General features: G+C 66.5%; 17 protein-coding genes and 1 pseudogene. 9 read left to right on the top strand and 9 right to left on the bottom strand.

Annotated features, from left to right (window positions below):
• From efeB to AC1RLU_RS20055, 6 genes and pseudogenes are all read right to left on the bottom strand, one after another.
• Complete coding sequence (gene efeB, locus AC1RLU_RS20080) at positions 1–1,320, bottom strand: iron uptake transporter deferrochelatase/peroxidase subunit (protein WP_492797771.1); 1,320 nt, start codon at positions 1,318–1,320, stop codon at positions 1–3.
• Positions 1,317–2,225 (bottom strand): cupredoxin domain-containing protein, encoded by a 909-nt coding sequence (locus AC1RLU_RS20075; RefSeq protein WP_492798215.1) that lies wholly within the window; start codon positions 2,223–2,225, stop codon positions 1,317–1,319. The genes efeB and AC1RLU_RS20075 overlap by 4 nt, the downstream gene beginning before the upstream one ends.
• A gap of 90 nt (positions 2,226–2,315) precedes the next feature.
• Positions 2,316–3,131, bottom strand: a pseudogene (efeU, locus tag AC1RLU_RS20070) (iron uptake transporter permease EfeU); the annotation flags it as partial.
• Positions 3,132–3,433: 302 nt separating this feature from the next.
• Entirely contained in the window at positions 3,434–4,816 is a 1,383-nt protein-coding gene (locus tag AC1RLU_RS20065) for an aldehyde dehydrogenase family protein (protein ID WP_492797770.1), read from the bottom strand.
• Positions 4,817–4,851: 35 nt separating this feature from the next.
• Complete coding sequence (locus AC1RLU_RS20060) at positions 4,852–6,507, bottom strand: acetolactate synthase large subunit (RefSeq protein ID WP_492797768.1); 1,656 nt, start codon at positions 6,505–6,507, stop codon at positions 4,852–4,854.
• Between the two features lie 142 nt (positions 6,508–6,649).
• Complete coding sequence (locus AC1RLU_RS20055) at positions 6,650–7,438, bottom strand: class II glutamine amidotransferase (RefSeq protein WP_492797766.1); 789 nt, start codon at positions 7,436–7,438, stop codon at positions 6,650–6,652.
• A gap of 261 nt (positions 7,439–7,699) precedes the next feature.
• Between AC1RLU_RS20055 and AC1RLU_RS20050 the strand changes: the two genes are divergently transcribed.
• From AC1RLU_RS20050 to AC1RLU_RS20040, 3 genes are all read left to right on the top strand, one after another.
• Positions 7,700–8,299, top strand: coding sequence for a TRAP transporter small permease subunit (locus AC1RLU_RS20050; protein WP_492797765.1), 600 nt, complete (start codon positions 7,700–7,702; stop codon positions 8,297–8,299).
• A gap of 158 nt (positions 8,300–8,457) precedes the next feature.
• Positions 8,458–10,131 (top strand): TRAP transporter large permease, encoded by a 1,674-nt coding sequence (locus AC1RLU_RS20045; protein ID WP_492798214.1) that lies wholly within the window; start codon positions 8,458–8,460, stop codon positions 10,129–10,131.
• A 14-nt stretch (positions 10,132–10,145) separates the two neighbouring features.
• A complete protein-coding gene (locus AC1RLU_RS20040) occupies positions 10,146–11,567 on the top strand; it encodes a sodium:proton antiporter (RefSeq protein ID WP_492798213.1) in 1,422 nt (473 codons plus the stop codon).
• A gap of 145 nt (positions 11,568–11,712) precedes the next feature.
• On the opposite strand, the gene AC1RLU_RS20035 is transcribed toward AC1RLU_RS20040, so the two are convergent.
• The 3 genes from AC1RLU_RS20035 to AC1RLU_RS20025 all read right to left on the bottom strand — a co-directional run bounded on the left by AC1RLU_RS20035 (position 11,713) and on the right by AC1RLU_RS20025 (position 15,388).
• Positions 11,713–12,723 carry an Lnb N-terminal periplasmic domain-containing protein gene (locus AC1RLU_RS20035; protein ID WP_113586319.1) on the bottom strand — a complete coding sequence of 337 codons (1,011 nt, stop codon included), beginning with the start codon at positions 12,721–12,723 and terminating at the stop codon, positions 11,713–11,715.
• Positions 12,724–12,759: 36 nt separating this feature from the next.
• Positions 12,760–14,394: a phosphoenolpyruvate carboxykinase gene (locus AC1RLU_RS20030; RefSeq protein WP_061971760.1), complete on the bottom strand. Its 1,635-nt coding sequence runs from the start codon at positions 14,392–14,394 to the stop codon at positions 12,760–12,762.
• Between the two features lie 232 nt (positions 14,395–14,626).
• Entirely contained in the window at positions 14,627–15,388 is a 762-nt protein-coding gene (locus tag AC1RLU_RS20025) for a HugZ family pyridoxamine 5'-phosphate oxidase (protein WP_492797764.1), read from the bottom strand.
• A gap of 142 nt (positions 15,389–15,530) precedes the next feature.
• Here AC1RLU_RS20025 and AC1RLU_RS20020 point away from each other — a divergent pair, with 142 nt between their 5' ends.
• From AC1RLU_RS20020 to ahcY, 6 genes are all read left to right on the top strand, one after another.
• Entirely contained in the window at positions 15,531–16,232 is a 702-nt protein-coding gene (locus tag AC1RLU_RS20020; RefSeq protein ID WP_061971764.1) for a response regulator transcription factor, read from the top strand.
• Positions 16,233–16,299: 67 nt separating this feature from the next.
• Positions 16,300–18,099: a sensor histidine kinase gene (locus AC1RLU_RS20015; RefSeq protein ID WP_091857241.1), complete on the top strand. Its 1,800-nt coding sequence runs from the start codon at positions 16,300–16,302 to the stop codon at positions 18,097–18,099.
• The gene (locus AC1RLU_RS20010) at positions 18,089–18,571 is read left to right on the top strand and encodes an HPr kinase/phosphorylase (protein WP_492797762.1); all 483 of its coding nucleotides are present in this window, start codon (positions 18,089–18,091) and stop codon (positions 18,569–18,571) included. Before AC1RLU_RS20015 ends, AC1RLU_RS20010 begins: the two co-directional genes overlap by 11 nt.
• Positions 18,572–18,680: 109 nt before the next feature.
• The gene (locus AC1RLU_RS20005) at positions 18,681–19,082 is read left to right on the top strand and encodes a PTS sugar transporter subunit IIA (protein ID WP_061971766.1); all 402 of its coding nucleotides are present in this window, start codon (positions 18,681–18,683) and stop codon (positions 19,080–19,082) included.
• An 18-nt stretch (positions 19,083–19,100) separates the two neighbouring features.
• Complete coding sequence (locus AC1RLU_RS20000) at positions 19,101–19,415, top strand: HPr family phosphocarrier protein (RefSeq protein ID WP_061971768.1); 315 nt, start codon at positions 19,101–19,103, stop codon at positions 19,413–19,415.
• A 222-nt stretch (positions 19,416–19,637) separates the two neighbouring features.
• A complete protein-coding gene (ahcY, locus tag AC1RLU_RS19995; protein WP_413813555.1) occupies positions 19,638–21,044 on the top strand; it encodes an adenosylhomocysteinase in 1,407 nt (468 codons plus the stop codon).
• Positions 21,045–21,130: the final 86 nt, after the last annotated feature.

The raw sequence follows: 21,130 nt of genomic DNA, 5'->3' as shown, positions 1-21,130 counted from the left end.
TCAATCTCCTGTCTTGCGGGGGGAAGAGGTCGTCGAGGCGGGCGTGATGCCGCGCGCGGCCCGGATCAGGCCTGCGCCGAGATAGCTCCCGCCATCCGGCACGCCCGGCAGGGCGAAGAAATAGCCGCCACCCACGGGCTTGATGTATTCCTCCAGCGGCTCGCCATCGAGCCGCTTCTGCACGGCGATGAAGCTGCGCTCGAGGTCCTGCTGGAAGCAGATGAAGAGCAGCCCCATGTCGAGCTGGCCGGCGCGCGTGACGCCGTTGGAATAGTTGAAAGGCCGGCGCAGCATGCGGCTGCCTTCGGTCTCCGGCCGGCGCGGATTGGCGAGCCGGATATGGGCATCGAGCCTGGTGCGCTTGCCCTCGGGATCGTCGGCATAGACCGGTTCGTCATATTCGCGTCTGCCGCCGAAGGGCGCGCCGCTCGCCTTCTCGCGGCCCATGATCGCTTCCTGCTCGCCCAGCGGCGTGCGGTCCCAGCGCTCGACGAAATTCCGGATGATCCGGACGACCTGATAGCTGCCATTTGCGGCCCAGTCCGGCTCACTGGGGCCGGATTGCACCCAGACGAGATGATCCATCAGCCCGACATCGGCGGCGTCGGGATTGGCGGTGCCGTCGCGGAAGCCGAGCAGGTTGCGTGCGCTCTCGGCCGGTTCGCCCTGCTTCGGCTTGAGCACCGGCACCGTGCCCTCCTGCTTCCAGCGCAGCAGGAGCAGGTCCGGTGCGTTCTTCAGGATGTCGCGCAGCGCGTGGATACTGGTATCGGCGGTGTTGGCGCAGAATTGCAGCAAGAGGTCACCATGGCAGAGCGCGCCGTCGAGCGCATCGTTGCGGAAGCGCTTCATCCGCTGCAGATGCTTCGGCTTGAGCGGCCCGAGTCCGAAGCGCTCGTCGAAGAGCGAAGCGCCGAGCGCGATGGTGACGGTGAGATTGTCGGGCGCGATGACCGGCCCGAGGATGCCGCTGTCGGGCGGCGGAAAGCCCGGATCGGCGGTCGGGGCTTCTCCGCCCTGCATCAGGAAGGCGATGCGCTCGCTGAGCAGCCGGAACAGCCGTTCGAGCTCGTCGAGCGAGGTCGCGGTGACGTCAAAGGCGGCGACGAGCCCGGTCGCCGGGCGCGGCGTGACGATGCCGGATTGATGGATGCCATGGAAGGGCTGGCGCTGGGCGGTCGTGCCGCTTTCCGGCGCTGCCGCCGGGTTCTGGGCTGGTTCGGTCGCTGCCTGCGCCAATGAGGCGTTACCGAGGGCGACTGCGCCGCCGGTCAGGAGCGCGCGTCGCGAGGGGGTGAAGGGATTGGTCGGCTTGGTCATGACTTGCGCTCCGCTTCGGGCAAAGCGAGCGCCTTGCGCATGGCCGCGAGATCCTCGGCCAGCGCCCGCAGCGCCCCGCCCGGCTTGGCGTCGTTGGGCAAGGCCACGAGGTCGGCCCGGACGCGCCCTGCCAGCTCGGGGTCGACGCGTGCCGTCAGCGGCAGCAGCAGCTTTGCGATATCGCGCGCGGCGGCGACATCCTCGGGCGAGCCGGTCTCGCTGTCCTGGGGCGACAGGAGGTTGATCGCGCCGGCCAGCATCGTATCGGGCAGGACGGTGCGCTGGGCGAGCGCGGCGCGGAAGGCCTCGGCATCCGCTGCCGTTGCATCGCCCGTCAGGGCCGCTTGCAGCTTGCCGAAGAGGGTTTCGAGCTCGGCATCGCCCGCCGCCGCGGGCCGGAGGGCGGGCAACAGTGCCGCGGCGTCGCGACGGGCTTTGTCCGCAGCCTGCGTATCGCCTGCGTCCCGTGCCTTTTCGAGGGCGTCGAGCGCGGTGCCGAGCGCGACCGAACGTTCGCTCAGGAAGGCGCGATATTCGGCGGCCGGCCCGACCACGTCCATCAAGGTCAGGGCCGGATGCGGCTGCGTCGTCGAAGCCTGCACGACCAAGCGGCCGCGCGGTGCGCTCAGTAATCCGCAGGTGATGGCGTATTCGCCCGGATCGAGCCGTGTCGTCAGCCGCCGCGACTGGCCGGGCGCGATATTCTCGCGTTCCTCCACGACCATGACGCCCTCGAGGATCTCCCACTCCAGCACGCGCTCGCCGCGATTGGTCACGACGAAGCTGGCCTTGCCGGCGGGAACGGTCAGCGTCGCCGGCTGGCAGGTCCGGTCGGTGATCGCGATGGCGATATCGGCCGTGCCGGCCTGGGCCGCTCGCCGTGCGCCGGTGCCGGCCGCATAGATGAAGGCGCCGGCGCCGCCACAGACCAGCAGCAGCGTGCCGATGCCCGCCAGTTTCAGGCGGGGCGAGCGCCGCGTTTCGAAGCGGGGCGCTGCGGCTGCCTGTTCCGGCCGGCCGCCGGCCAGGAACAGGGCGAGCATCGGGATCAGGAAGGCGAGATAGGCGATGACTTCGCCGAGCGCCGCCCGCTCCTGATAGCCGAAGAAGCCGGAAAGGATTGTGCCGAGCGCACTGTCGGCCGGCAGCATCGTGCCGAGATCGTAGACGCTCTGCTGGAGATGGTTCCAGAGCCCGGCTTCATGCAGGGAACGCACCGCATTCGCGACGAGTCCGGCCGCAACGAACAGGATCAGGATGGCGGTCCAGCGGAAGAAGCTGCGCAGGTTGAGCTTCACCCCGAGCGCATAGATCGCATAGCCGATGATGGCCGCCAATCCCATGCCGAGTCCGGCTCCAATCGCAGGAGCCCAGCCGCTGTTCTGCTGGAAGGTGGCGAGCAGGAAGAAGACGGATTCGAGTCCCTCGCGCACGACGGCGAGGAAGGCGAGCCCGACCAGCGCGAGCCCCTGATGCGGGCCTGCCAGCGCCATATCGACGCCGGCCTGCAATTCGCCCTTGATCGAGCGCGCCGCCCTGCGCATCCAGAACACCATCGAGGTCAGCATCGCCGCGGCGATCAGGCCGATCACGGCCTCGAACAATTCCTGTCCGCGCTGGGGCAATTCACCGACGATGATGTCGAGCGCCGCGCCGGCCGCGAGGCTCACCGCGCAGGCGAGGCCGACGCCGATCCAGAGCGCCGGCAGCCACTCGCGCCGCCCGCTCCTGACCAGATAGCTCGCGACGATGCCGACGATCAGCGCGGCCTCGATGCCTTCGCGGAGCATGATGAGAAACGGTACGATCACGGCGAACCCGGCCCGGTTGCACGTCGCGATCAGGCTATTCGCGGCGCAGATCCTCCGTGCCTAGGCACGCACAGCGCAGGGGTCAACCAAATCCTGATAGTTTAGAATGATCGCAAACTATTGAGAATGCTCCGGATACTTGCGAGAGCATGGCCGAGCTGTACGCGTCTCGGCGTTGTCGTCTTGCAGCTACCGTCATGCTCGCCCCGGTGGCGAGCATCGACGTCTTGAACACCGCATCGGACAAGGGAAGACGTGGATGGCCGGGACAAGCCCGGCCATGACGGAGAGGCTGCGCCTCCTCAACGCCGCTTCAGCAGGATCATCTTCTCCTGCGTCATGTCATGCATCGTGTAGGGGATGCCGCCGGTGCCGTAGCCCGAGACGCGCCGGCCGGCGAAGGGCATCCAGTCGACGCGGAAGCTGGTCGGGTCGTTGACCATGACGGCGGAGGCGTCGAGCCGGTTTGCCGCCCGCATCGCGACATCGATATCCTGCGCGAAGATGCTGGCCTGGAAGGCGACAGGCAGCGAATTCGCCCGCGCGATGGCGTCGTCGAGCTTGCTGTAGCGATAGATCGCCACGACCGGGCCGAAGACCTCCTCGCTGGAGATGCGCGCTGCCGGATCGGGATCGATCAGCACCGTCGGCTCCAGCGTCGTCTCGGACAGGCGCTTGCCGCCAGTCGCGAGCCGGGTGCCGCCCTTCACGGCCTCGTCGATCCAGGAGGCGACGCGGTCCGCCTCCTTCGGGATGATCAGCGGCCCGACCTCGGTGTCCTTCAGGGTAGGATCACCGGTGCGCAGCTTCTTCACCCGCGCCACGAGCCGCTCGGTGAAGTCGTTGATGATCGCGTCATGGACATAGATGCGCTGCGTCGACACGCAGACCTGGCCCGCATGGTAGTAGCCGCCCTTCACGATCGGCTCGATGATCCCGTCGAGATCGGCGCTCCGATCGACGATCGCGGGCGCGACGCCGCCATGCTCCAGCGCCGAGCGGGCGCCATGGGCGAGCTTGGAATGCAGGTACCAGCCGACCTTGGCCGAGCCGATGAAGCTCAGGAAGGCGATGCGCGGATCGGTCGCGAACTTCTCTGCCAGCGCGGTCTCTGCGGGCACGAATGTCTGGCACCAGGCTTCCGGAAGCCCGGCCTCGTGCACCAGCTTGACGAAATCGATGCAGGAGAGTGGCGTCGTGCCGGCCGGCTTGACGATGACCGGGCAGCCGACCGCGATCGCCGGCGCGACCTGATGCACGATCAGGTTGAGCGGGTGGTTAAAGGCCGAGATCGCCGCGACGATGCCGATCGGCTCCTTGGTGGTGAAGGCCCAGCGATCGGCGGCCGCCGCCGAGAGCCCCATCGGGATCTCGCGCCCGGCGAAGTTCCGGAGCTCCTCGGCGGCATTGTAGACGCCGTCGACGGCCCGGTTCGCCTCGACGATGGCGTCCGGCAGTGGCTTGCCGCCTTCGCGCGCGATCTGCATGGCGAAATGGTCGCGCCTGGCTTCGAGGAGGCCGGCGAGCTTGCGCAGGATCGCGATGCGCTGATGCGGCTTCAGCCAGTTGTCGCGATCCTTGAAGACGGCCTCAGCCGCCTGGAGTTTGCGTTCGAGCGCGGCCTCGTCATCGGTCTCGATCTCGGTGATCGGAGCGCGGTCATAGGCTTGCACAACCTGGAGCATGGTCGTCTCCTTGAATTCACTGGGAGTGCCGAGGATCAGGCGAGATCGACGTCCGGCACCTTGTTTCTGAGTTCCTCGACGAGAACGCGGGTGTTCTCTGAGTAATCGATCGGGCAATCGACGAGATGGACGCCGCCGCCCTTGAAGGCGGCTTCCAGAGTGGGCACCAGTGCCTCGGCCGAGGCCACGCGCGAGCCCTTGGCGCCATAGGCCTTGGCATAGGCGACGAAATCCGGATTGCCGAAGGTCATGCCGTAATCCGGGAATTTATCAACGGCCTGCTTCCAGCGGATCATGCCATAGGCGCCGTCATTGAGGACGAGCACGACGAGGTTGAGCCCGAGTCGGACCGCCGTCTCCATCTCCTGCGAGTTCATCATGAAGCCGCCATCGCCGCAGACGGCCATGACGCGCCGTTCCGGATGCAGCATCGCCGCCATCATCGCCGAGGGCAGGCCTGCGCCCATCGTCGCCAGCGCATTGTCGAGCAACAGCGTATTGGCGACATGGGTGCGGTAGTTCCGCGCAAACCAGATCTTGTACATGCCGTTATCGAGGCAGACGATGCCGTCCTCCGGCATCACCGCCCGCACGTCGTGGACGAGCCGCTGCGGCGTCACCGGGAAACGGTCCTCTTCCGAGCGGGCATTGATCTTCGCCAGGATCTTCTGGCGCAGTTCCAGCGTCTGCTCCTGCTCGGGCAGCTTGCCTTCGAGCCGGTCGGCGAGCCCGGTCATCGTGACGCCGATATCGCCGATCACCTCGGCATCGGGGTGGTAGACCTGCTCGACATTGGCCGACTGGAAGCCGAGATGGACCACCTTCGGCCCGCCGGCATTGCGCATCAGGAAGGGCGGCTTCTCGATCGTGTCGTGGCCGACGGCGATGATCAGGTCGGCTGCGGCCACGGCCTCATGGACATAGTCGCCTTCGGAGAGCGCCGCCGTGCCGAGATAGAGGTTCGAGCCGCCGGTGACGGCGCCCTTGCCCATCTGGGTGTTGAAGAAGGGCAGGCCGATGCGGCGTACCGCAGCCGAGAGCGGCTCGACCAGGCGCGGCCGGTTGCCGGCGGCGCCGATCATCACCAGCGGCCGCTTGGCGGCAAGGATCATCTGTGCAGCCCGATCGATCGCTCCGGCCGGCGCGATCGGCCGGTCCAGCGGATGGACCGGGATCGCCGGAATGTCCTCGACCTCCTCGGCCGCCACGTCCTCGGGCAGTTCGAGATGGACGGGGCCCGGCCGCTCCTCCATCGCGACGCGGAAGGCGTCGCGCACCACCGAGGGAATGCTGGCGGGGCTGACGATCTGGCGGGTCATCTTGGTCAGCGGGCGCATCGAGGCGACGACATCGACGATCTGGAAGCGCGCCTGCTTGGCGGTCATGATCGCCTTCTGCCCGGTGATGAGGATCATCGGCATCGCGCCGAGATGGGCATAGGCCGCGCCTGTCGAGAAATTGAGCGCGCCCGGCCCGAGGGTCGCGATGCAGACGCCGGGGCGGCCGGTCAGGCGCCCATGCGTCGCGGCCATGAAGGCGGCGGCCTGCTCGTGCCGCGTCAGCACCAGCTCGATCTTCGATTTGCGCAGGGATTCGACGACGTCGAGATTTTCCTCGCCGGGAACGCCGAAGACGCGATCGACGCCCTCGTTCTCAAGCGCCTCGACCAGAAGATCGGAACCCTTCTTCATCGCCCGTGCCTTTCGCGGAGAGAGCCTCGCCGGACAGCAAGGCTAGGCTCTCGACGTAGGAACGCAACCGGGGGCGTGTCAGGGCGAGCGGCGCATGGCTGTTCTGCCCGGCAGCGGCTTGCGATGATGGGCTGATACCGGCTCAGGCCGCCTGTTTCAGCGCAATCTCGAGGGGCGAGAACGTCACCGCGCCGCCCCGCACCGTGACCAGCGTGTTGCAGGGCAGGGCCTGCCAGCATTCGCGCGCGGCATCGACGGGCTCCGAGGCGACGACGACGCTGTCGGGCCGTTCGCAGACATAGAGGCTAGGCGGCTTGGTGTCCGAGGACCAGCGGATGGCATGGATGCTGTCGCCATCGGCGAGCGCCGCAGCGCAGCGCAGCGGCTCGCGGATGCCGGCCTGTTCCATCAGCGCGAGCGCATCGACAATCGCTGCGGCCAGCGCCTGGCCGGGCGCCATGCCCTCGGCCAGATGGGAAAGGGTGAGCAGGAACAGCGCTTCGGAATCGGTCGAGCCGGCGCGGGCGTCGTAGAGCGAATCCGGAATCAGGGCCTCCAGCCGCCGGCGGATCGTGCCATAGCCGCCGATCTGGCCGTTATGCATGAAGAGATAGCGGCCATGGACGAAGGGGTGGCAGTTCGCCCGCGTCGTCGCTGTGCCGGTCGCGGCGCGGACATGGGCGAAGAACAGATGCGAGCGCACCTGCCGCGCGATCGAGAGCAGATTCTCGTCGGACCAGGCGGGCCTGACCTCGCGGTACTGGCCGGGCTCGGGCCGCTCGCCATACCAGCCGACGCCGAAGCCGTCGCCATTGGTGCCGGTCTTGGCTTCCTCGGCATGGAGCGACTGGTGGATCAGCGAATGGCAGGGCGAGGCGACGAAGTCCTCGAGGAAGACGGGAACGCCGGAATAGGCGAGGAAGCGGCACATCTGCGCCTCGAATCGATGGGGTGGAAGCAGCCGGGAGAATAATGTTCTCCGAAGATGAATGCGAACATAACGATTATTCGCTTCGCTGCCGACGACACTCTCCCGCCATCTGCTGACGCGAAAACAGGCAGGCGCGCCCTCCGCCTTTCGTCCAATGGATAAGACCCGTACCGTCTTGCGTGGCGCGCATCCCTCCTATACCGATCCTGCCGACAAAGGGGCGGAAACGGCGCAAAATTGCGCCCTCACGGGAGCGGGAATGTGAAGGGTCTCCTTGCCATCAGCCGGGTCATCGACGCGGTCAACAGCCAGATCGGCAAGAAGATCGCCTGGCTGATCCTCGTCGCGGTCCTCGTGGCGGCGGTCAACGCCATCATCCGCAAGGTCTTCAACGTCTCGTCGAATGCCTGGCTCGAACTGCAATGGATGCTGTTCGGCGCCGTCTTCCTGATGTGCGCGTCCTGGACGATGCAGGTGAAGGAGCACATCCGCATCGACATCGTGAACAGCATGCTGCCGCAGCGCGTGCGGCAATGGATCGAGCTCATCGGCCATGTGCTCTTCCTGATGCCGTTCTGCCTGCTGATCGTCTATCATTCCTGGCCGTTCTTCATGCGCTCCTACGCGATCAACGAGCAGTCGCTCTCGGCTGGCGGCCTGCCCCAATGGCCGGCCAAGGGGCTCGTCGTCATCGGCTTCGTGATGCTGACCTTCCAGGGTGTTTCCGAGATCATCAAGCAGATCGCGATCATGCGTGGCGATCTGGAGGATCACGAGGCGGCGCTCGGCCATGCGGCCGCCGCCGAGGCGGAAGCCCAGCGCCTGCTCGACCAAGCCAAGGAACAGGGCCTCGCCTCGTGAGCGGCCCGCAAGAAGTCCGGAACCGTCCCATGCACGCTCATCGCCTTCCGCGCGTCGCCGGCCTGCTGCTCGCGCTCACGATCCTCGCCTTCTTCGGCCTCCATACCGGCGACGCCCTTGCGGCGGGCGGCGGTGTCGGCGATTTCCTGCGCATCAACATGGCGCCGGTGATGTTCGCCGCCCTCGTCGTCTTCCTGCTGCTCGGCTATCCCGTCGCCTTCGCGCTCGCCGCCAACGGCCTGCTCTTCGCGCTGCTCGGCATCGAGCTCGGCCTGTTCCAGGAGAACTTCCTGCAGGCGCTGCCGGAGCGCATCTACGGCACGATGAACAACGACGTGCTGCTGGCGGTGCCGTTCTTCACCTTCATGGGGCTGATCCTCGAACGCTCCGGCATGGCGGAGGACCTGCTCGACACCATCGGCCAGCTCTTCGGGCCGATCCGCGGCGGCCTTGCCTATGCTGTGATTTTCGTCGGCGCGCTGCTCGCTGCCACCACCGGCGTCGTCGCGGCCTCGGTGATCTCGATGGGCCTGATCTCACTGCCGATCATGCTGCGCTACGGCTATGACCGGCGCCTTGCGTCGGGTGTCATCGCGGCCTCCGGCACGCTTGCTCAGATCATCCCGCCCTCGCTCGTCCTGATCGTGCTCGCCGACCAGCTCGGCCGTTCGGTCGGCGACATGTACGAGGGCGCCTTCATCCCCGGCCTCGTGCTGGCCTCGATGTATGCGGGCTATGTCTTCCTGATAACGATCGTCTATCCCAATCGCGCGCCCGGCCTGCCGCCGGAGGCTCAGACCCTGCGGGACGCCGATGGTAAGACCCGCCGTCTGTCGCTGCTTGTCGTCGCGGTCATCTCGCTCGTCCTCGCCTATGCCTACATGAAGCTCTTCACCAAGCTGCAGGCGGGCGCCGATTTCGTCGTGCTGACGATGTCACTGATGGTGGCGATCTCCTTCGTCATCGCGCTGGTCAACAAGCTGTTCGGCCTCGGGCTGCTCTCGCGCATGGCCGAGCAGGTCGTCTTCGTGATGGTGCCGCCGCTGGCGCTGATCTTCCTGGTGCTCGGCACCATCTTCATCGGTGTCGCCACGCCGACGGAGGGCGGCGCGATGGGTGCTGCCGGTGCGATCCTGCTCGCCTACGGCAAGAAGCGCATGACCTTCGATCTGCTGAAACAGGCGACGGAATCGACCGCTAAGCTCTCGGCCTTCGTGCTCTTCATCCTGGTCGGTGCGCGCGTGTTCTCGCTGACCTTCTACGGCGTCAACGGCCATCTCTGGGTCGAGCATCTGCTGGTCGGCCTGCCGGGCGGCGCGACGGGCTTCTTGATCGTCGTCAACGTGATGGTCTTCCTGCTCGCCTTCTTCCTCGACTTCTTCGAGCTGGCCTTCATCATCGTGCCGCTGCTCGGACCCGCGGCGGAAAAGCTCGGCATCGACCTGATCTGGTTCGGTGTCATCCTCGGCGTGAACATGCAGACCTCCTTCATGCATCCGCCCTTCGGGTTCGCCCTGTTCTTCCTGCGCTCGGTCGCGCCGAAGAACGCCTACAAGGATCGCGTCACCGGCCGGATGATGGAGCCCGTCACCACCGGCCAGATCTACTGGGGTGCGGTGCCCTTCGTGGTGATCCAGTGCATCATGGTCGCGCTCGTCGTGTTCTTCCCGAGCATGGTGATGCACTACAAGGCCTCCGCGATTCAGCTCGACCAGAAGGCGATCGACAAGCAGTTCGACTCGATCCAGATCCCCGGCCTCGGTGCTTCGGGTCTGCCTGGTGGGTTCGACCTCAATGCGCCGCCGGTCATCGGCGCACCGCCGAAGCCGTAAGGGCGCGGGCCGTGATGGGGTTCGCCGGCCGGCTGATCGCAACGACGTCGCTTGCGCTCGTGGCGATGCCCGGTGCCGCCTGGGCGGCAGGCGATATCGGTGGCGCGAGCATGGGTGTCGGCTGGGCCCTGCCCTTCGCCGGCATGCTGCTCTCGATCGCGCTCGGCCCGGTGCTGTTCCCGCATCTCTGGGAGCATCACTATGGCAAGTTCGCCGCGTTCTGGGTCTTGCTGACGCTGGTGCCGCTGTTTCTGCTGCGTGGCGTCGATCCGGCTTTGGGGGCTCTGCTCCACACCGCGCTGCTCGACTACATCCCCTTCATCATCCTGCTCTTCGCGCTCTTCACCATCGCGGGCGGCATTCTGATCTCGGGCAACCTGCACGGCACGCCGGCGACCAATACGGTGCTGCTGGCGATCGGCACGGTGCTGGCGAGCTTCGTCGGCACGACCGGCGCCTCGATCATCATGATCCGGCCGGTGCTGCGGGCGAACGATGACCGGCGTTTCAACGTCCATGTCGTCGTGTTCTTCATCTTCCTGGTCTCGAATATCGGCGGTTCGCTGACCCCGCTCGGCGACCCGCCGCTGTTCCTCGGCTTCCTGCGCGGCGTCGATTTCTTCTGGACCACGAAACATCTGCTGCCCGAGACGGCCTTCGCCGTCGTCGTGCTGCTTGCCCTGTTCTACGCGCTCGACAGTTTTCTCTTCCGCAAGGAAGAGGGCTTTCCGAAGCTCAAGGACCCGACGCCGGACCGCGCCATCAAGCTCTGGGGCAAGGTCAACATCCTGTTGCTGGCCGGCGTCATCGTCGCGATCCTGATGTCGGCGAACTGGAAGCCGGGCGTCGCCTTCACCGTGCATGGCGTCCCCGTCGAGGGCCAGAACCTGCTGCGCGACGTCGTTCTGCTCGTGCTTGCCGGCCTCTCTCTCAAGCTCACGCCCGGCCCTATCCGCGCCGGAAACGAGTTCTCCTGGGGTCCGATCAAGGAGGTCGCCAAGCTCTTCGCCGGCATCTTCATCTGCATCATCCCGGTTCTGGCGATGCTGCAGGCGGGGAAGGCGGGCGCCTTCGCGCCGCTGGTCGGGCTCGTCACCAATGCCGATGGCAGCGCCAACACGGTGGCCTATTTCTGGCTGACCGGCGCGCTCTCCTCCTTCCTCGACAACGCCCCGACCTATCTCGTCTTCTTCGAGCTGGCCGGCGGCGATCCGAAGGCGCTGATGACGACGGGGGCGCTGACGCTGGCGGCGATCTCGGCCGGCGCGGTCTTCATGGGCGCCAACAGCTATATCGGCAACGCCCCGAACTTCATGGTCTACGCCATCGCCAAGGACCGGAAGGTGAAGATGCCCTCCTTCTTCGGCTACATGCTCTGGTCGGGGGCGATCCTGATCCCGCTCTTCGTGGTGCAGACGCTGCTGTTCTTCCGGTAAACAAGAGTGTCTTCCCGTGCGCGCTGCGGCGCGCAGTGCCGCTGCGCAGACACGGGACCGTGCGGCGGAAGAGGCGCCTTTTTCTGCGCACGATCCCGCATCTGCGCTGCAGCATTCACATGCTGCAGCGCGTGCGGGATGACACTTACGGCCGCCCGGCCGGAACGCCCTCGCGGATCTTCGCCGAGAACTGCGGATCGTCGAGCGAGAGCGTGCGGGCATGGTCGCCGATGCGGGCGCGCCGGACCAGCTCCTCCAGCGGGATATCCTGCCGGATCGCGCCGATCTGCTGGAGATAGCCCGGCAGGTAGCCGGAGAGCAGCACGCGCGGATCGAGCGGTAGCGAGAATGTCCAGCCCGGCGCGACGCTGCCGACGAGATGGTAGACCACCGTCGTGCAATTGGTCGTCAGCGTGTTGTACCAGCGCGGCTTGGCGGCGAGGTCGTTGATATCCGCGATATAGGCGACGAGCAGGTCGCGGGCCTGCGTTCCCGAGGCGCTGAGCCGGAAGAGCCTTGCATCCTCGCGCCGCGCATGGGTGCGCAAGCCCACGATGTCGCGCTCGTCGGCCGCGACATAGGCCATCTCATAGCTGCGGAAGAAGCCGGCCAGCGCCGACCAGTCCTCGCCCTTCTCGCGCCGGACCTCGATCGAGATGGTGAGCGGCACCGAATCGGAAAAAGTGAAGCTGATCATCAGATGCGCGATCGCCTCGCCCGACCAGTAGGTCAGGAAGACATCGGCGCCGGTGACGGCTGCGAGGTTATAGCGCCGCGTCTCCCAGCGCTGGTCGTAATCCTCCTCCGTGCGCCAGCGGAAATCGCGCAGGTTGGAGACGGTGATGGCCTCGCCCTCGCGCGTGACGGTGGGCAGCCGCGCGAGCTCGGGAATCCAGTCGCGGTCATGCGAGGGCTGGAGGCTGCTCCACCACCCGAGCAGACCGACGAAAACCATGGCGAAGCCGAGCGACAGGCGCGCGTCGCTGGTCCAGATGCCGACGAGTCCGGCCAAGGCCGCGATGCCGAAGCCGATCGCGGCGATTGTCGCGGTCGTGCCCGAGAGGCGGAACAGCAGGAGCCCCGCGCCCCAGGTCGCGGCGCCGAGAATGACGAGGGTGAGGAGAAGCTTCAGCACAATGAAAAAGAGGCGGCCCATGGCCGCCTCTCGTAGCACAGCCCGGAGGGCTTGGCGTCAGGCCGCGAGGTAATTCGTCGGCGCCGCCGCCTTCACGGCGTCGTCGACATGGTCCTCGAACTTGGCGAAGTTCTTGGCGAACATGCCGACGAGGTTCTTCGCGGTCTCGGCGAAGGCGGCCTTATCGGCCCAGGTCTTCACGGGGTAGAGGATATGCGGCTCGACGCCGGGCACCGAGCTCGGCACCGCGAAGCCGAAATAGGGGTCGCGGCGGAAATCGGCGCGGTTGAGCGAGCCGTCGAGCGCCGAGGAGAGCAGGCGGCGTGTGACGCGGATCGGCATGCGCCGGCCGGTGCCGTACTGGCCGCCGGTCCAGCCGGTGTTGACCAGCCAGCAATCGACATGGTGCTTGTCGATGAAGTCGCGCAGCAGGTTGGCGTATTCCGACGGGTGCCGCGGCAGGAAGGGCGAGCCGAAGCAGGTCGAGAATTCCGGCTCGACGCCGGTCAGCCCACGCTCCGTGCCGGCGACCTTGGCGGTGTAGCCGGAGAGGAAGTGATACATCGCCTCGGCCGGGGTCAGCTTGGCGATCGGCGGCATCACGCCGAAGGCGTCGGCCGTCAGCATCACGATGTTCTTCGGGATGCCGGCGCGGCCGGTGCGCGAGGCGTTCGGGATGAAGTCGAGCGGATAGGCCGAGCGGGTGTTCTCGGTCTTGCTCTGGTCGTCGAAATCGACCTCGCGCGTCAGCGGGTCCATGACGGTGTTCTCGAGCACCGTGCCGAAGCGCAGCGAGGCCGCATGGATCATCGGCTCGGCCTCGGCCGAGAGGCGGATCGTCTTGGCGTAGCAGCCGCCCTCGAAATTGAAGATGCCCTCCTTCGACCAGCCATGCTCGTCATCGCCGATCAGCGTGCGCTCCGGATCGGCCGAGAGCGTGGTCTTGCCGGTACCGGAGAGGCCGAAGAAGATCGCGGAATCGTCCTTCGGGCCGACATTGGCCGAGCAGTGCATCGGCACCACGCCCTTGGTCGGCAGGACGTAGTTCAGATAGGTGAAGACCGATTTCTTCATCTCGCCGGCATAGGCCGAGCCGCCGATCAGCACGATCTTGCGGGTGAAGTCGATTGCGACGACGGTCTCGCTGCGGCAGCCATGGCGCTTCGGGTCGGCCTTGAAGCTCGGCAGGTCGACGATCGTCATCTCCGGCACATAGGCGTTGATCTCGTCGCGCGGCGGCCGGATCAGCAGGTTGCGGATGAACAGCGAATGCCAGGCCATCTCGGTGAAGACGCGGGCCTTGACGCGATGGACGGGGTCGGCGCCACCATAGAGGTCCTGTGCGAACAGCTCCTTGCCTTCGGCATGGGCGAGGAAGTCGCCGAGCAGCGTCTCGAAATGCTCTGGGCTCATCGCCTGGTTGTTGTCCCACCAGACCGTGTTCTCGGTCAGCGCGTCGCGCACCGTGAACTTGTCCTTGGGCGAGCGGCCGGTATGGCTGCCGGTATCGGCGCAGAGCGCGCCGCCGCGGGCGAGCTGGGATTCGCCCCGGTGCAGCGATTCCTCGTAGAGCTGCGGCGCTTCCAGGTTCCAGTGCACGGCCTTGAGCTTGCGGAAGCCGAAGCCTTCGGCACCATGGGCGGCATTGAACTGACCGATAATGTCCACTGAATTCCTCCGGAGGCCGGCCATGCTGAGGGCGGCCCGTTGTCTTCACGAATGCGCCGGGGCCGGTGGCGAGGCCCAGGGCGTCGAAGGCGAGGCCTTGCGGCCACGATGCTCTTTAAGGCGATGCGTCGCCTCGCTCAAGTCATTGAAAAGGCCCGCCGTCGCGGCGAGGTTTTCTAAATCGATTGAATTTCAACCTGTGGTAAATGGCCGCGTGTCTTCGCCGGAGCCGGGCATGCCGGCGGCTTGCGGGATGTCACGTCGCCTGGGAACGCGCCTTGCCTGCCAGCTCGGCGAGGATGCGCCGCAGGTTGCCGGGCCCGTCCACAGAGGTCGGGAAAGGCAGGCGCAGTGCCGCGCTGCCGAGCGCCATGTCGAGCCCGTCCGGATCGAGCCCGATAGCCCGCCAATCGCCGGCCTTCGCCCCGAGCAATCGCGTGGCATAGAGGCCGATCGCCTCGGCATGGTCCTCGTTCATATGGGCGACGGCGCCGGCTTCGACTTCAGCGAGCGCGGCGGCATGGGCCGGATCGCTCATGAGATCGGCCGGGGACGGCGCAAAGGCGCGGGCGAAGCCGCCGTTCAGGCTCGCGCCCTCGATCTCCAGTGCAAAGAAGCTGAAATCCGGGAAATCAGCATAGAGCGCCGATTTCGGCAGGCGCGCGAGATAGCGGCGGCGGATGCGCGCGCCTTCCTCGCTCTCGCGGTCGATCTTGCGGGCACGGACCTTCAGCGTGATCCGCGCATGGGCGAGCGGGTCGCCCTTGCCGCCGGGCGAGATCAGCAGCGAGGCGCGCGGATCATTGGCGAGATTGCTTGTATGCGCGGCGAGCCCGGAGATCAGGATGATCGGCGTGCCCTGGATGTCGGTGGCGAGCCCGACCAGGCTCGCGGAGGGATGGCCATCGGGACCGAGCGTGGCGAGCGCGGCGGAGCGGGCCTCGCGCAGCAGGCCCCTGGCCTCCTGTCGGACGGCTTCGTCCATCGGCTGAATCACGTCCTTGACATCCCTGGCCATGGAACCTCCTTGCGATTTCCGGCTTGTGATACGGGGACATAGGCAAATCGCCCCGCTCCGGCTAGATTGCCGCCATGCTTTGGCCTCTCTCCCGCGAGAGGGGAGCCCGTATATTGCAACGAGAAAAAGAGACGAAGGCCTTATGCCAACGATTGCGCTGGTCGACGACGACCGCAACATCCTGACGTCGGTTTCGATCGCCCTCGAGGCTGAGGGCTATCGCATCCTGACCTATACCGACGGTGCCTCGGCCCTCGACGGGCTGAAGCAGAACCCGCCGGATCTCGCGATCTTCGACATCAAGATGCCGCGCATGGACGGCATGGAGCTGCTGCGCCGCCTGCGCCAGAAATCGGACTTGCCCGTGATCTTCCTCACTTCCAAGGACGAGGAGATCGACGAGCTCTTCGGCCTGAAGATGGGCGCCGACGATTTCATCCGGAAGCCGTTCTCGCAGCGCCTGCTGGTCGAGCGCGTCAAGGCGATCCTGCGCCGCGCCGGCGCCAAGGATGCGACCGCCGCCCCGCGCACCGAGGATGCCAAGGCTCTGGAGCGCGGCCTGCTGCGCATGGACCCCGAGCGCCATACCTGCACCTGGAAGGGCGAGCCGGTGACCCTCACCGTCACCGAGTTCCTGATCCTGCAATCGCTGGCGCAGCGCCCCGGCGTGGTGAAGAGCCGCAATGCCCTGATGGACGCGGCCTATGACGACGAGGTCTATGTCGACGACCGCACCATCGACAGCCACATCAAGCGCCTGCGCAAGAAGTTCAATCAGGTCGATGCCGATTTCGACATGATCGAGACGCTCTACGGCGTGGGCTATCGCTTCAAGGAAACCTGAGGCAAGGAAGGCCGACGCGCGGCGGGTTCGCCGCAGCCACCCTCCCGAGCGGAAGCAAGCCGCAGCCATGGCAACCGTCGACAACGAGGCTAGAGCGTCAGCACCGCCTGCCGGCTGGCGTGCCGTGCTGCGTCGCCGCACCGGCATCGCGTGGCGGCGCCTGACGCGCGCGATTTCGCTGCGCGCCGCCTCCAGCCTGACGCGGCGCATCCTCGTCCTCAATCTCGGCGGGCTCGTCGCGCTGCTGATAGGCTTCCTCTATCTCAACCAGTTCCGCGAGGGCTTGATCGAGGCGCGCGTCCAGAGCCTGCTGACCCAGGGCGAGATCATCGCCGGCGCGATCGCAGCCTCCGCCACGGTCGAGATCGACACGATCACCATTGATCCCGACAAGCTGCTGCAGCTCCAGGCCGGCGAGAGCGCCGGCATTGCCGAGGACCCGCTCGATTTCTCGATCAATCCCGAGAAGGTCGCGCCGCTGCTGCGCCGGCTGGTGACGCCGACCAAGACCCGGGCCCGGGTCTACGACAAGGACGGCATGCTCACCATCGACTCGCGCAGCCTGTATTCGCGCGGTGACGTGCTGCGCCTCGATCTGCCGCGCGTCGGCGAGCCCGACGAGCCGCCGCTGCTGGAGCGCACCTGGAACATGCTGCGCAACCGGCTCGGCAAGGCTGATGTCCCGACCTATGACGATTTCGAGAATGCCAATGGCAAGTCCTATCCGGAGGTCGCCCGCGCCCTGAACGGCGCGCCGGCGAGCGTCGTGCGCGTCAATACCCGCGGCCAGACCATCGTTTCGGTGGCGGTGCCGGTGCAGCGCTTCCGCACGGTGAAGGGGGCGCTGCTGCTCTCCACGCAAGGCGGCGACATCGATGCGGTGATCGCTGCCGAGCGTTTCGCGATCTTCCAGGTCTTCGCGGTCGCCGCCGGCGTGATGATCGTGCTCTCGATCCTGCTGGCGGGCACCATTGCCGAGCCGATCCGCAAGCTCGCGGATGCCGCCCAGCGCGTGCGGCGCGGCGTCAAGTCGCGCGAGCAGATTCCGGATTTCAGCAGCCGTCACGACGAGATCGGCCATTTGTCCGGCACGCTGCGCGACATGACCAAGGCGCTCTACAGCCGCATCGAGGCGATCGAGAGCTTCGCGGCTGACGTCGCTCATGAGTTGAAGAACCCGCTGACCTCGCTGCGCAGCGCCGTCGAGACCCTGCCCCGCGCCCGCAACGAGGATGCGCGCGGGCGCCTGATGGCCGTGATCCAGCACGATGTCCGCCGGCTCGACCGGCTGATCTCGGATATCTCCGATGCCTCGCGGCTCGATGCCGAGCTCGCCCGCAACGATTCCGCCCCGGTCGATGTCAGCCAGGTTCTGGAGGCCGTGGTGACGATCCAGAACGAGACCCGCCGCGAAGGCCGGGCCCTGATCGAGCTGGGCAGCGATCGCCGCAACCAGCGCCTGGGCGACGATGCCTTCCTCGTGCTCGGCCATGATTCCCGCATCGGCCAGGTCCTGGTCAACCTGATCGACAATGCCCGCTCCTTCTCGCCGCCCGACAAGCCGGTGAAGGTCATGCTCTCGCGCGTCGCCAACGACGTGCTCATCACCGTCGAGGACGAGGGGCCGGGTATCGAGCCCCATGCGCTGGAGCGCATCTTCGAGCGCTTCTATACCGATCGTCCGAACGAGGGGTTCGGCCAGAATTCCGGCCTCGGCCTGTCGATCTCGCGCCAGATCATCGAAGCGCATCGCGGCTCGATCCGGGCCGAGAACCGGCTCGGGCCGGTCGGCCCGGATGGCGAGGCGCAGCGCCTCGGGGCCCGCTTCATCGTCTGTCTGCCGGCGGCTTATGCCCATGCAGCCTGACGGCGGGATGGCTGCCGGGGCGCGTCAGCGAACGCGTATCCATGCGACCGTCGTGGCCGTCGGCGAGGCCGGCATCCTGATCCGCGGCGCTTCGGGAACCGGCAAGTCGACGCTCGCGCTGGCCCTGATCGCGCTCGCCGGACAGACCGGGCGCTTCGCCCGGCTGGTCGCCGATGACCGGGCGGAACTCGTCGCGACCGGCGATCGGCTGGTGGCGCGACCGGTTGCGCCGCTGGAGGGCGTCGTCGAGCGGCGCGGCCTCGGCCTGACGCCCGAACCCCACACCGGAGCGGTCGTGATCAGGCTCGTCGTCGATCTGGCGGCCGAGGAGCCGGCGCGGATGCCCGAACCCGAGGATCTCGTCGACAGCCTCGCAGGCATCGATCTCCCTCGCTTGCGCATGACGGGTCGCGCCGGCGACGAGAGGCTTGCGTTGAACGCGCTCGACTTATTCACAGACGCCGGCCGCTAACCACGATTTCGACAAGTTTGACGGCCGATGGCTTGCGCATATCTCGCGTCTGCCGCATAACCCGCGACCTTGTCCGGGCGCCCGACGGCGCTCGCCGGTGCTGGATTGAATGATCGGACTGGTCCTCGTGACGCATGGGCATTTGGCGACGGAGTTCCGCGCTGCGCTCGAACACGTCGTCGGCCCCCAAAAGAACCTCGCGACCATCGCCATCGCTCCCGATGACGACATGGAAAGCCGACGCCGCGACATCATCGCCGCCGTCGAGCAGGTCGAGACCGACCGTGGCGTCATCATCCTGACCGACATGTTCGGCGGCACCCCCTCGAACCTGGCGATCTCGGTGATGGAGCCCGGCCGCATCGACGTCGTCGCGGGCGTCAACCTGCCGATGCTGATCAAGCTCGCCAGCGTGCGCGAGGAGAAGACCCTCGACGAAGCCGTCACCAGCGCGCAGGATGCGGGCCGGAAATACATCACCGTCGCCAGCCGCGTGTTGGCCGGCAAGTAACGGCGCCGAGAGGGGCGGATGGACGAAGACTGCGATTGCCCCGAAGTCGAAATTCCCGCCGGGGCCCTCTACGGTGAATTCCAGATCGTCAACAAGAAGGGGCTGCACGCCCGCGCCACGGCGAAATTCGTGCAATGCGCTGCCCGCTACGAGGCTGACATCACGGTCAGCCGCTGCGGCGAGACGGTCGGCGCGACCTCGATCATGGGCGTTCTGACGCTGGGCGCCGGCATCGGCTCGACGATCACCATCGTCGCGAAGGGCGCGGAGGCGAAACCGGCGCTCGACGCGCTCGCGGCCCTGATCGCCGACAGGTTCGGCGAGGGGGAGTAGGGGTGTAGCTCGCGCGTCATTCCCGAGCGCAGCGCCGATCCGGGAATCTCGTTCCAGATGGGCTGCGGGTCAATGGCGTCATCGTCATGAGATACTGGGGGCAAGCCCGAGCATGACGGCGGCTGTGCAGGCTTCGGCAATCATATAAAGACATCTTTATATCTTTGATTGCCATTCGCTCCGCGCGCTGCTAGAGAGCGCGCCATCATTCAGGCTGAGCGATTGGAGCCACCCGTGTCGGATTACATCGTCAAGGACATCTCGCTTGCGGATTACGGCCGCAAGGAAATCAACATGGCCCAGGACGAGATGCCAGGCCTGATGGCGATCCGCGCCGAGCACAAGGGCAAGTTCCCGCTCAAGGGCGCCCGCATCGCCGGCTGCCTGCACATGACGATCCAGACCGCCGTGCTGATCGAGACGCTGAAGGATCTCGGCGCCGATGTGCGCTGGTCGTCCTGCAACATCTTCTCGACCCAGGACCATGCAGCCGCCGCGATCGCCGCGACCGGCACCCCTGTCTTCGCCATCAAGGGCGAGACGCTGGAAGAGTACTGGGAGTACGTGCTGAAGACCGCGACCTGGGGTGACGGCGGCACGCCGAACATGATCCTCGACGATGGCGGCGATCTGACCATGCTCATCATCCTCGGCGCCGAGGCCGAGGCCGGCAAGGCCGAGTTCCTGGACAAGCCGGGCAATGAGGAAGAGACGATCTTCTTCAAGCTGATCAAGCGCGAGCTCAAGGCCAATCCGGGCTGGTTCACCAAGACCCGCGCCGCGATCAAGGGCGTCTCGGAAGAGACCACCACCGGCGTGCACCGCCTGTACGAGCTGGCCAAGGCCGGCCGCATGCCCTTCCCGGCGATCAACGTCAACGACAGCGTCACCAAGTCGAAGTTCGACAACCTCTACGGCTGCCGCGAGTCGCTGGTCGACGCCATCCGCCGCGGCACCGACGTCATGATGTCGGGCAAGGTCGCGGCCGTCGCCGGCTATGGCGACGTCGGCAAGGGCTCGGCCGCCTCGCTGCGCCAGGCCGGCTGCCGCGTGCTGGTCACCGAGATCGACCCGATCTGCGCCCTGCAGGCGGCGATGGAGGGCTATGAGGTCGTCACCATGGAGGACGCCGCTCCGCGCGCCGACATCTTCGTGACCGCCACCGGCAACCTCGACGTCATCACCGTCGAGCACATGCGCGCGATGAAGCACCGCGCCATCGTCTGCAATATCGGCCATTTCGACTCGGAGATTCAGGTCGCCGGCCTGAAGAACTTCAAGTGGGACAACGTCAAGCCGCAGGTCGACGAGATCGAGTTCCCCGACGGCAAGCGCATCATCCTGCTCTCGGAAGGCCGCCTCGTGAACCTCGGCAACGCGACCGGCCATCCGTCCTTCGTGATGTCCTGCTCGTTCTCGAACCAGACGCTGGCCCAGGTCGAACTCTGGAACCATCACGCCAAGTACGAGAACAAGGTCTACACGCTGCCGAAGCATCTCGACGAGAAGGTCGCGGCGCTGCATCTGGCCAAGGTCGGCGCCAAGCTGACCGTGCTCAACGATGCGCAGGCGAAGTATCTCGGCCTGCCGGTGACCGGACCGTTCAAGCCGGAGCTCTACCGCTACTGACAAGGCGCCACGGCGCTCTCGATCGTGAGGCCCGGCGTCAGCCGGGCCTTTTTTCATGTCTGTGCCTTCCGGGAATCAGGCTTCGG

The organism is Allobosea sp. GW822-FHT05A11, from assembly GCF_058800455.1.
The sequence above is the reverse complement of the archived record's forward strand: the minus strand, read 5'-3'. Positions and strand labels throughout refer to the sequence as shown.

What these genes read in the sequence shown, in the direction of transcription:
- AC1RLU_RS20015 (WP_091857241.1), top strand. Translation starts at nt 16,300, where the DNA reads ATGGCAACCGTCGACAACGAGGCTAGAGCGTCAGCACCGCCTGCCGGC.
- AC1RLU_RS20025 (WP_492797764.1), bottom strand. Translation starts at nt 15,388, where the DNA reads ATGGCCAGGGATGTCAAGGACGTGATTCAGCCGATGGACGAAGCCGTC.
- AC1RLU_RS20010 (WP_492797762.1), top strand. Translation starts at nt 18,089, where the DNA reads ATGCAGCCTGACGGCGGGATGGCTGCCGGGGCGCGTCAGCGAACGCGT.
- AC1RLU_RS20045 (WP_492798214.1), top strand. Translation starts at nt 8,458, where the DNA reads ATGGCGCCGGTGATGTTCGCCGCCCTCGTCGTCTTCCTGCTGCTCGGC.
- AC1RLU_RS20030 (WP_061971760.1), bottom strand. Translation starts at nt 14,394, where the DNA reads ATGGCCGGCCTCCGGAGGAATTCAGTGGACATTATCGGTCAGTTCAAT.
- AC1RLU_RS20005 (WP_061971766.1), top strand. Translation starts at nt 18,681, where the DNA reads ATGATCGGACTGGTCCTCGTGACGCATGGGCATTTGGCGACGGAGTTC.
- AC1RLU_RS20035 (WP_113586319.1), bottom strand. Translation starts at nt 12,723, where the DNA reads ATGGGCCGCCTCTTTTTCATTGTGCTGAAGCTTCTCCTCACCCTCGTC.
- AC1RLU_RS20040 (WP_492798213.1), top strand. Translation starts at nt 10,146, where the DNA reads ATGGGGTTCGCCGGCCGGCTGATCGCAACGACGTCGCTTGCGCTCGTG.
- AC1RLU_RS20020 (WP_061971764.1), top strand. Translation starts at nt 15,531, where the DNA reads ATGCCAACGATTGCGCTGGTCGACGACGACCGCAACATCCTGACGTCG.
- efeB (WP_492797771.1), bottom strand. Translation starts at nt 1,320, where the DNA reads ATGACCAAGCCGACCAATCCCTTCACCCCCTCGCGACGCGCGCTCCTG.
- AC1RLU_RS20060 (WP_492797768.1), bottom strand. Translation starts at nt 6,507, where the DNA reads ATGAAGAAGGGTTCCGATCTTCTGGTCGAGGCGCTTGAGAACGAGGGC.
- AC1RLU_RS20055 (WP_492797766.1), bottom strand. Translation starts at nt 7,438, where the DNA reads ATGTGCCGCTTCCTCGCCTATTCCGGCGTTCCCGTCTTCCTCGAGGAC.
- AC1RLU_RS20065 (WP_492797770.1), bottom strand. Translation starts at nt 4,816, where the DNA reads ATGCTCCAGGTTGTGCAAGCCTATGACCGCGCTCCGATCACCGAGATC.
- AC1RLU_RS20000 (WP_061971768.1), top strand. Translation starts at nt 19,101, where the DNA reads ATGGACGAAGACTGCGATTGCCCCGAAGTCGAAATTCCCGCCGGGGCC.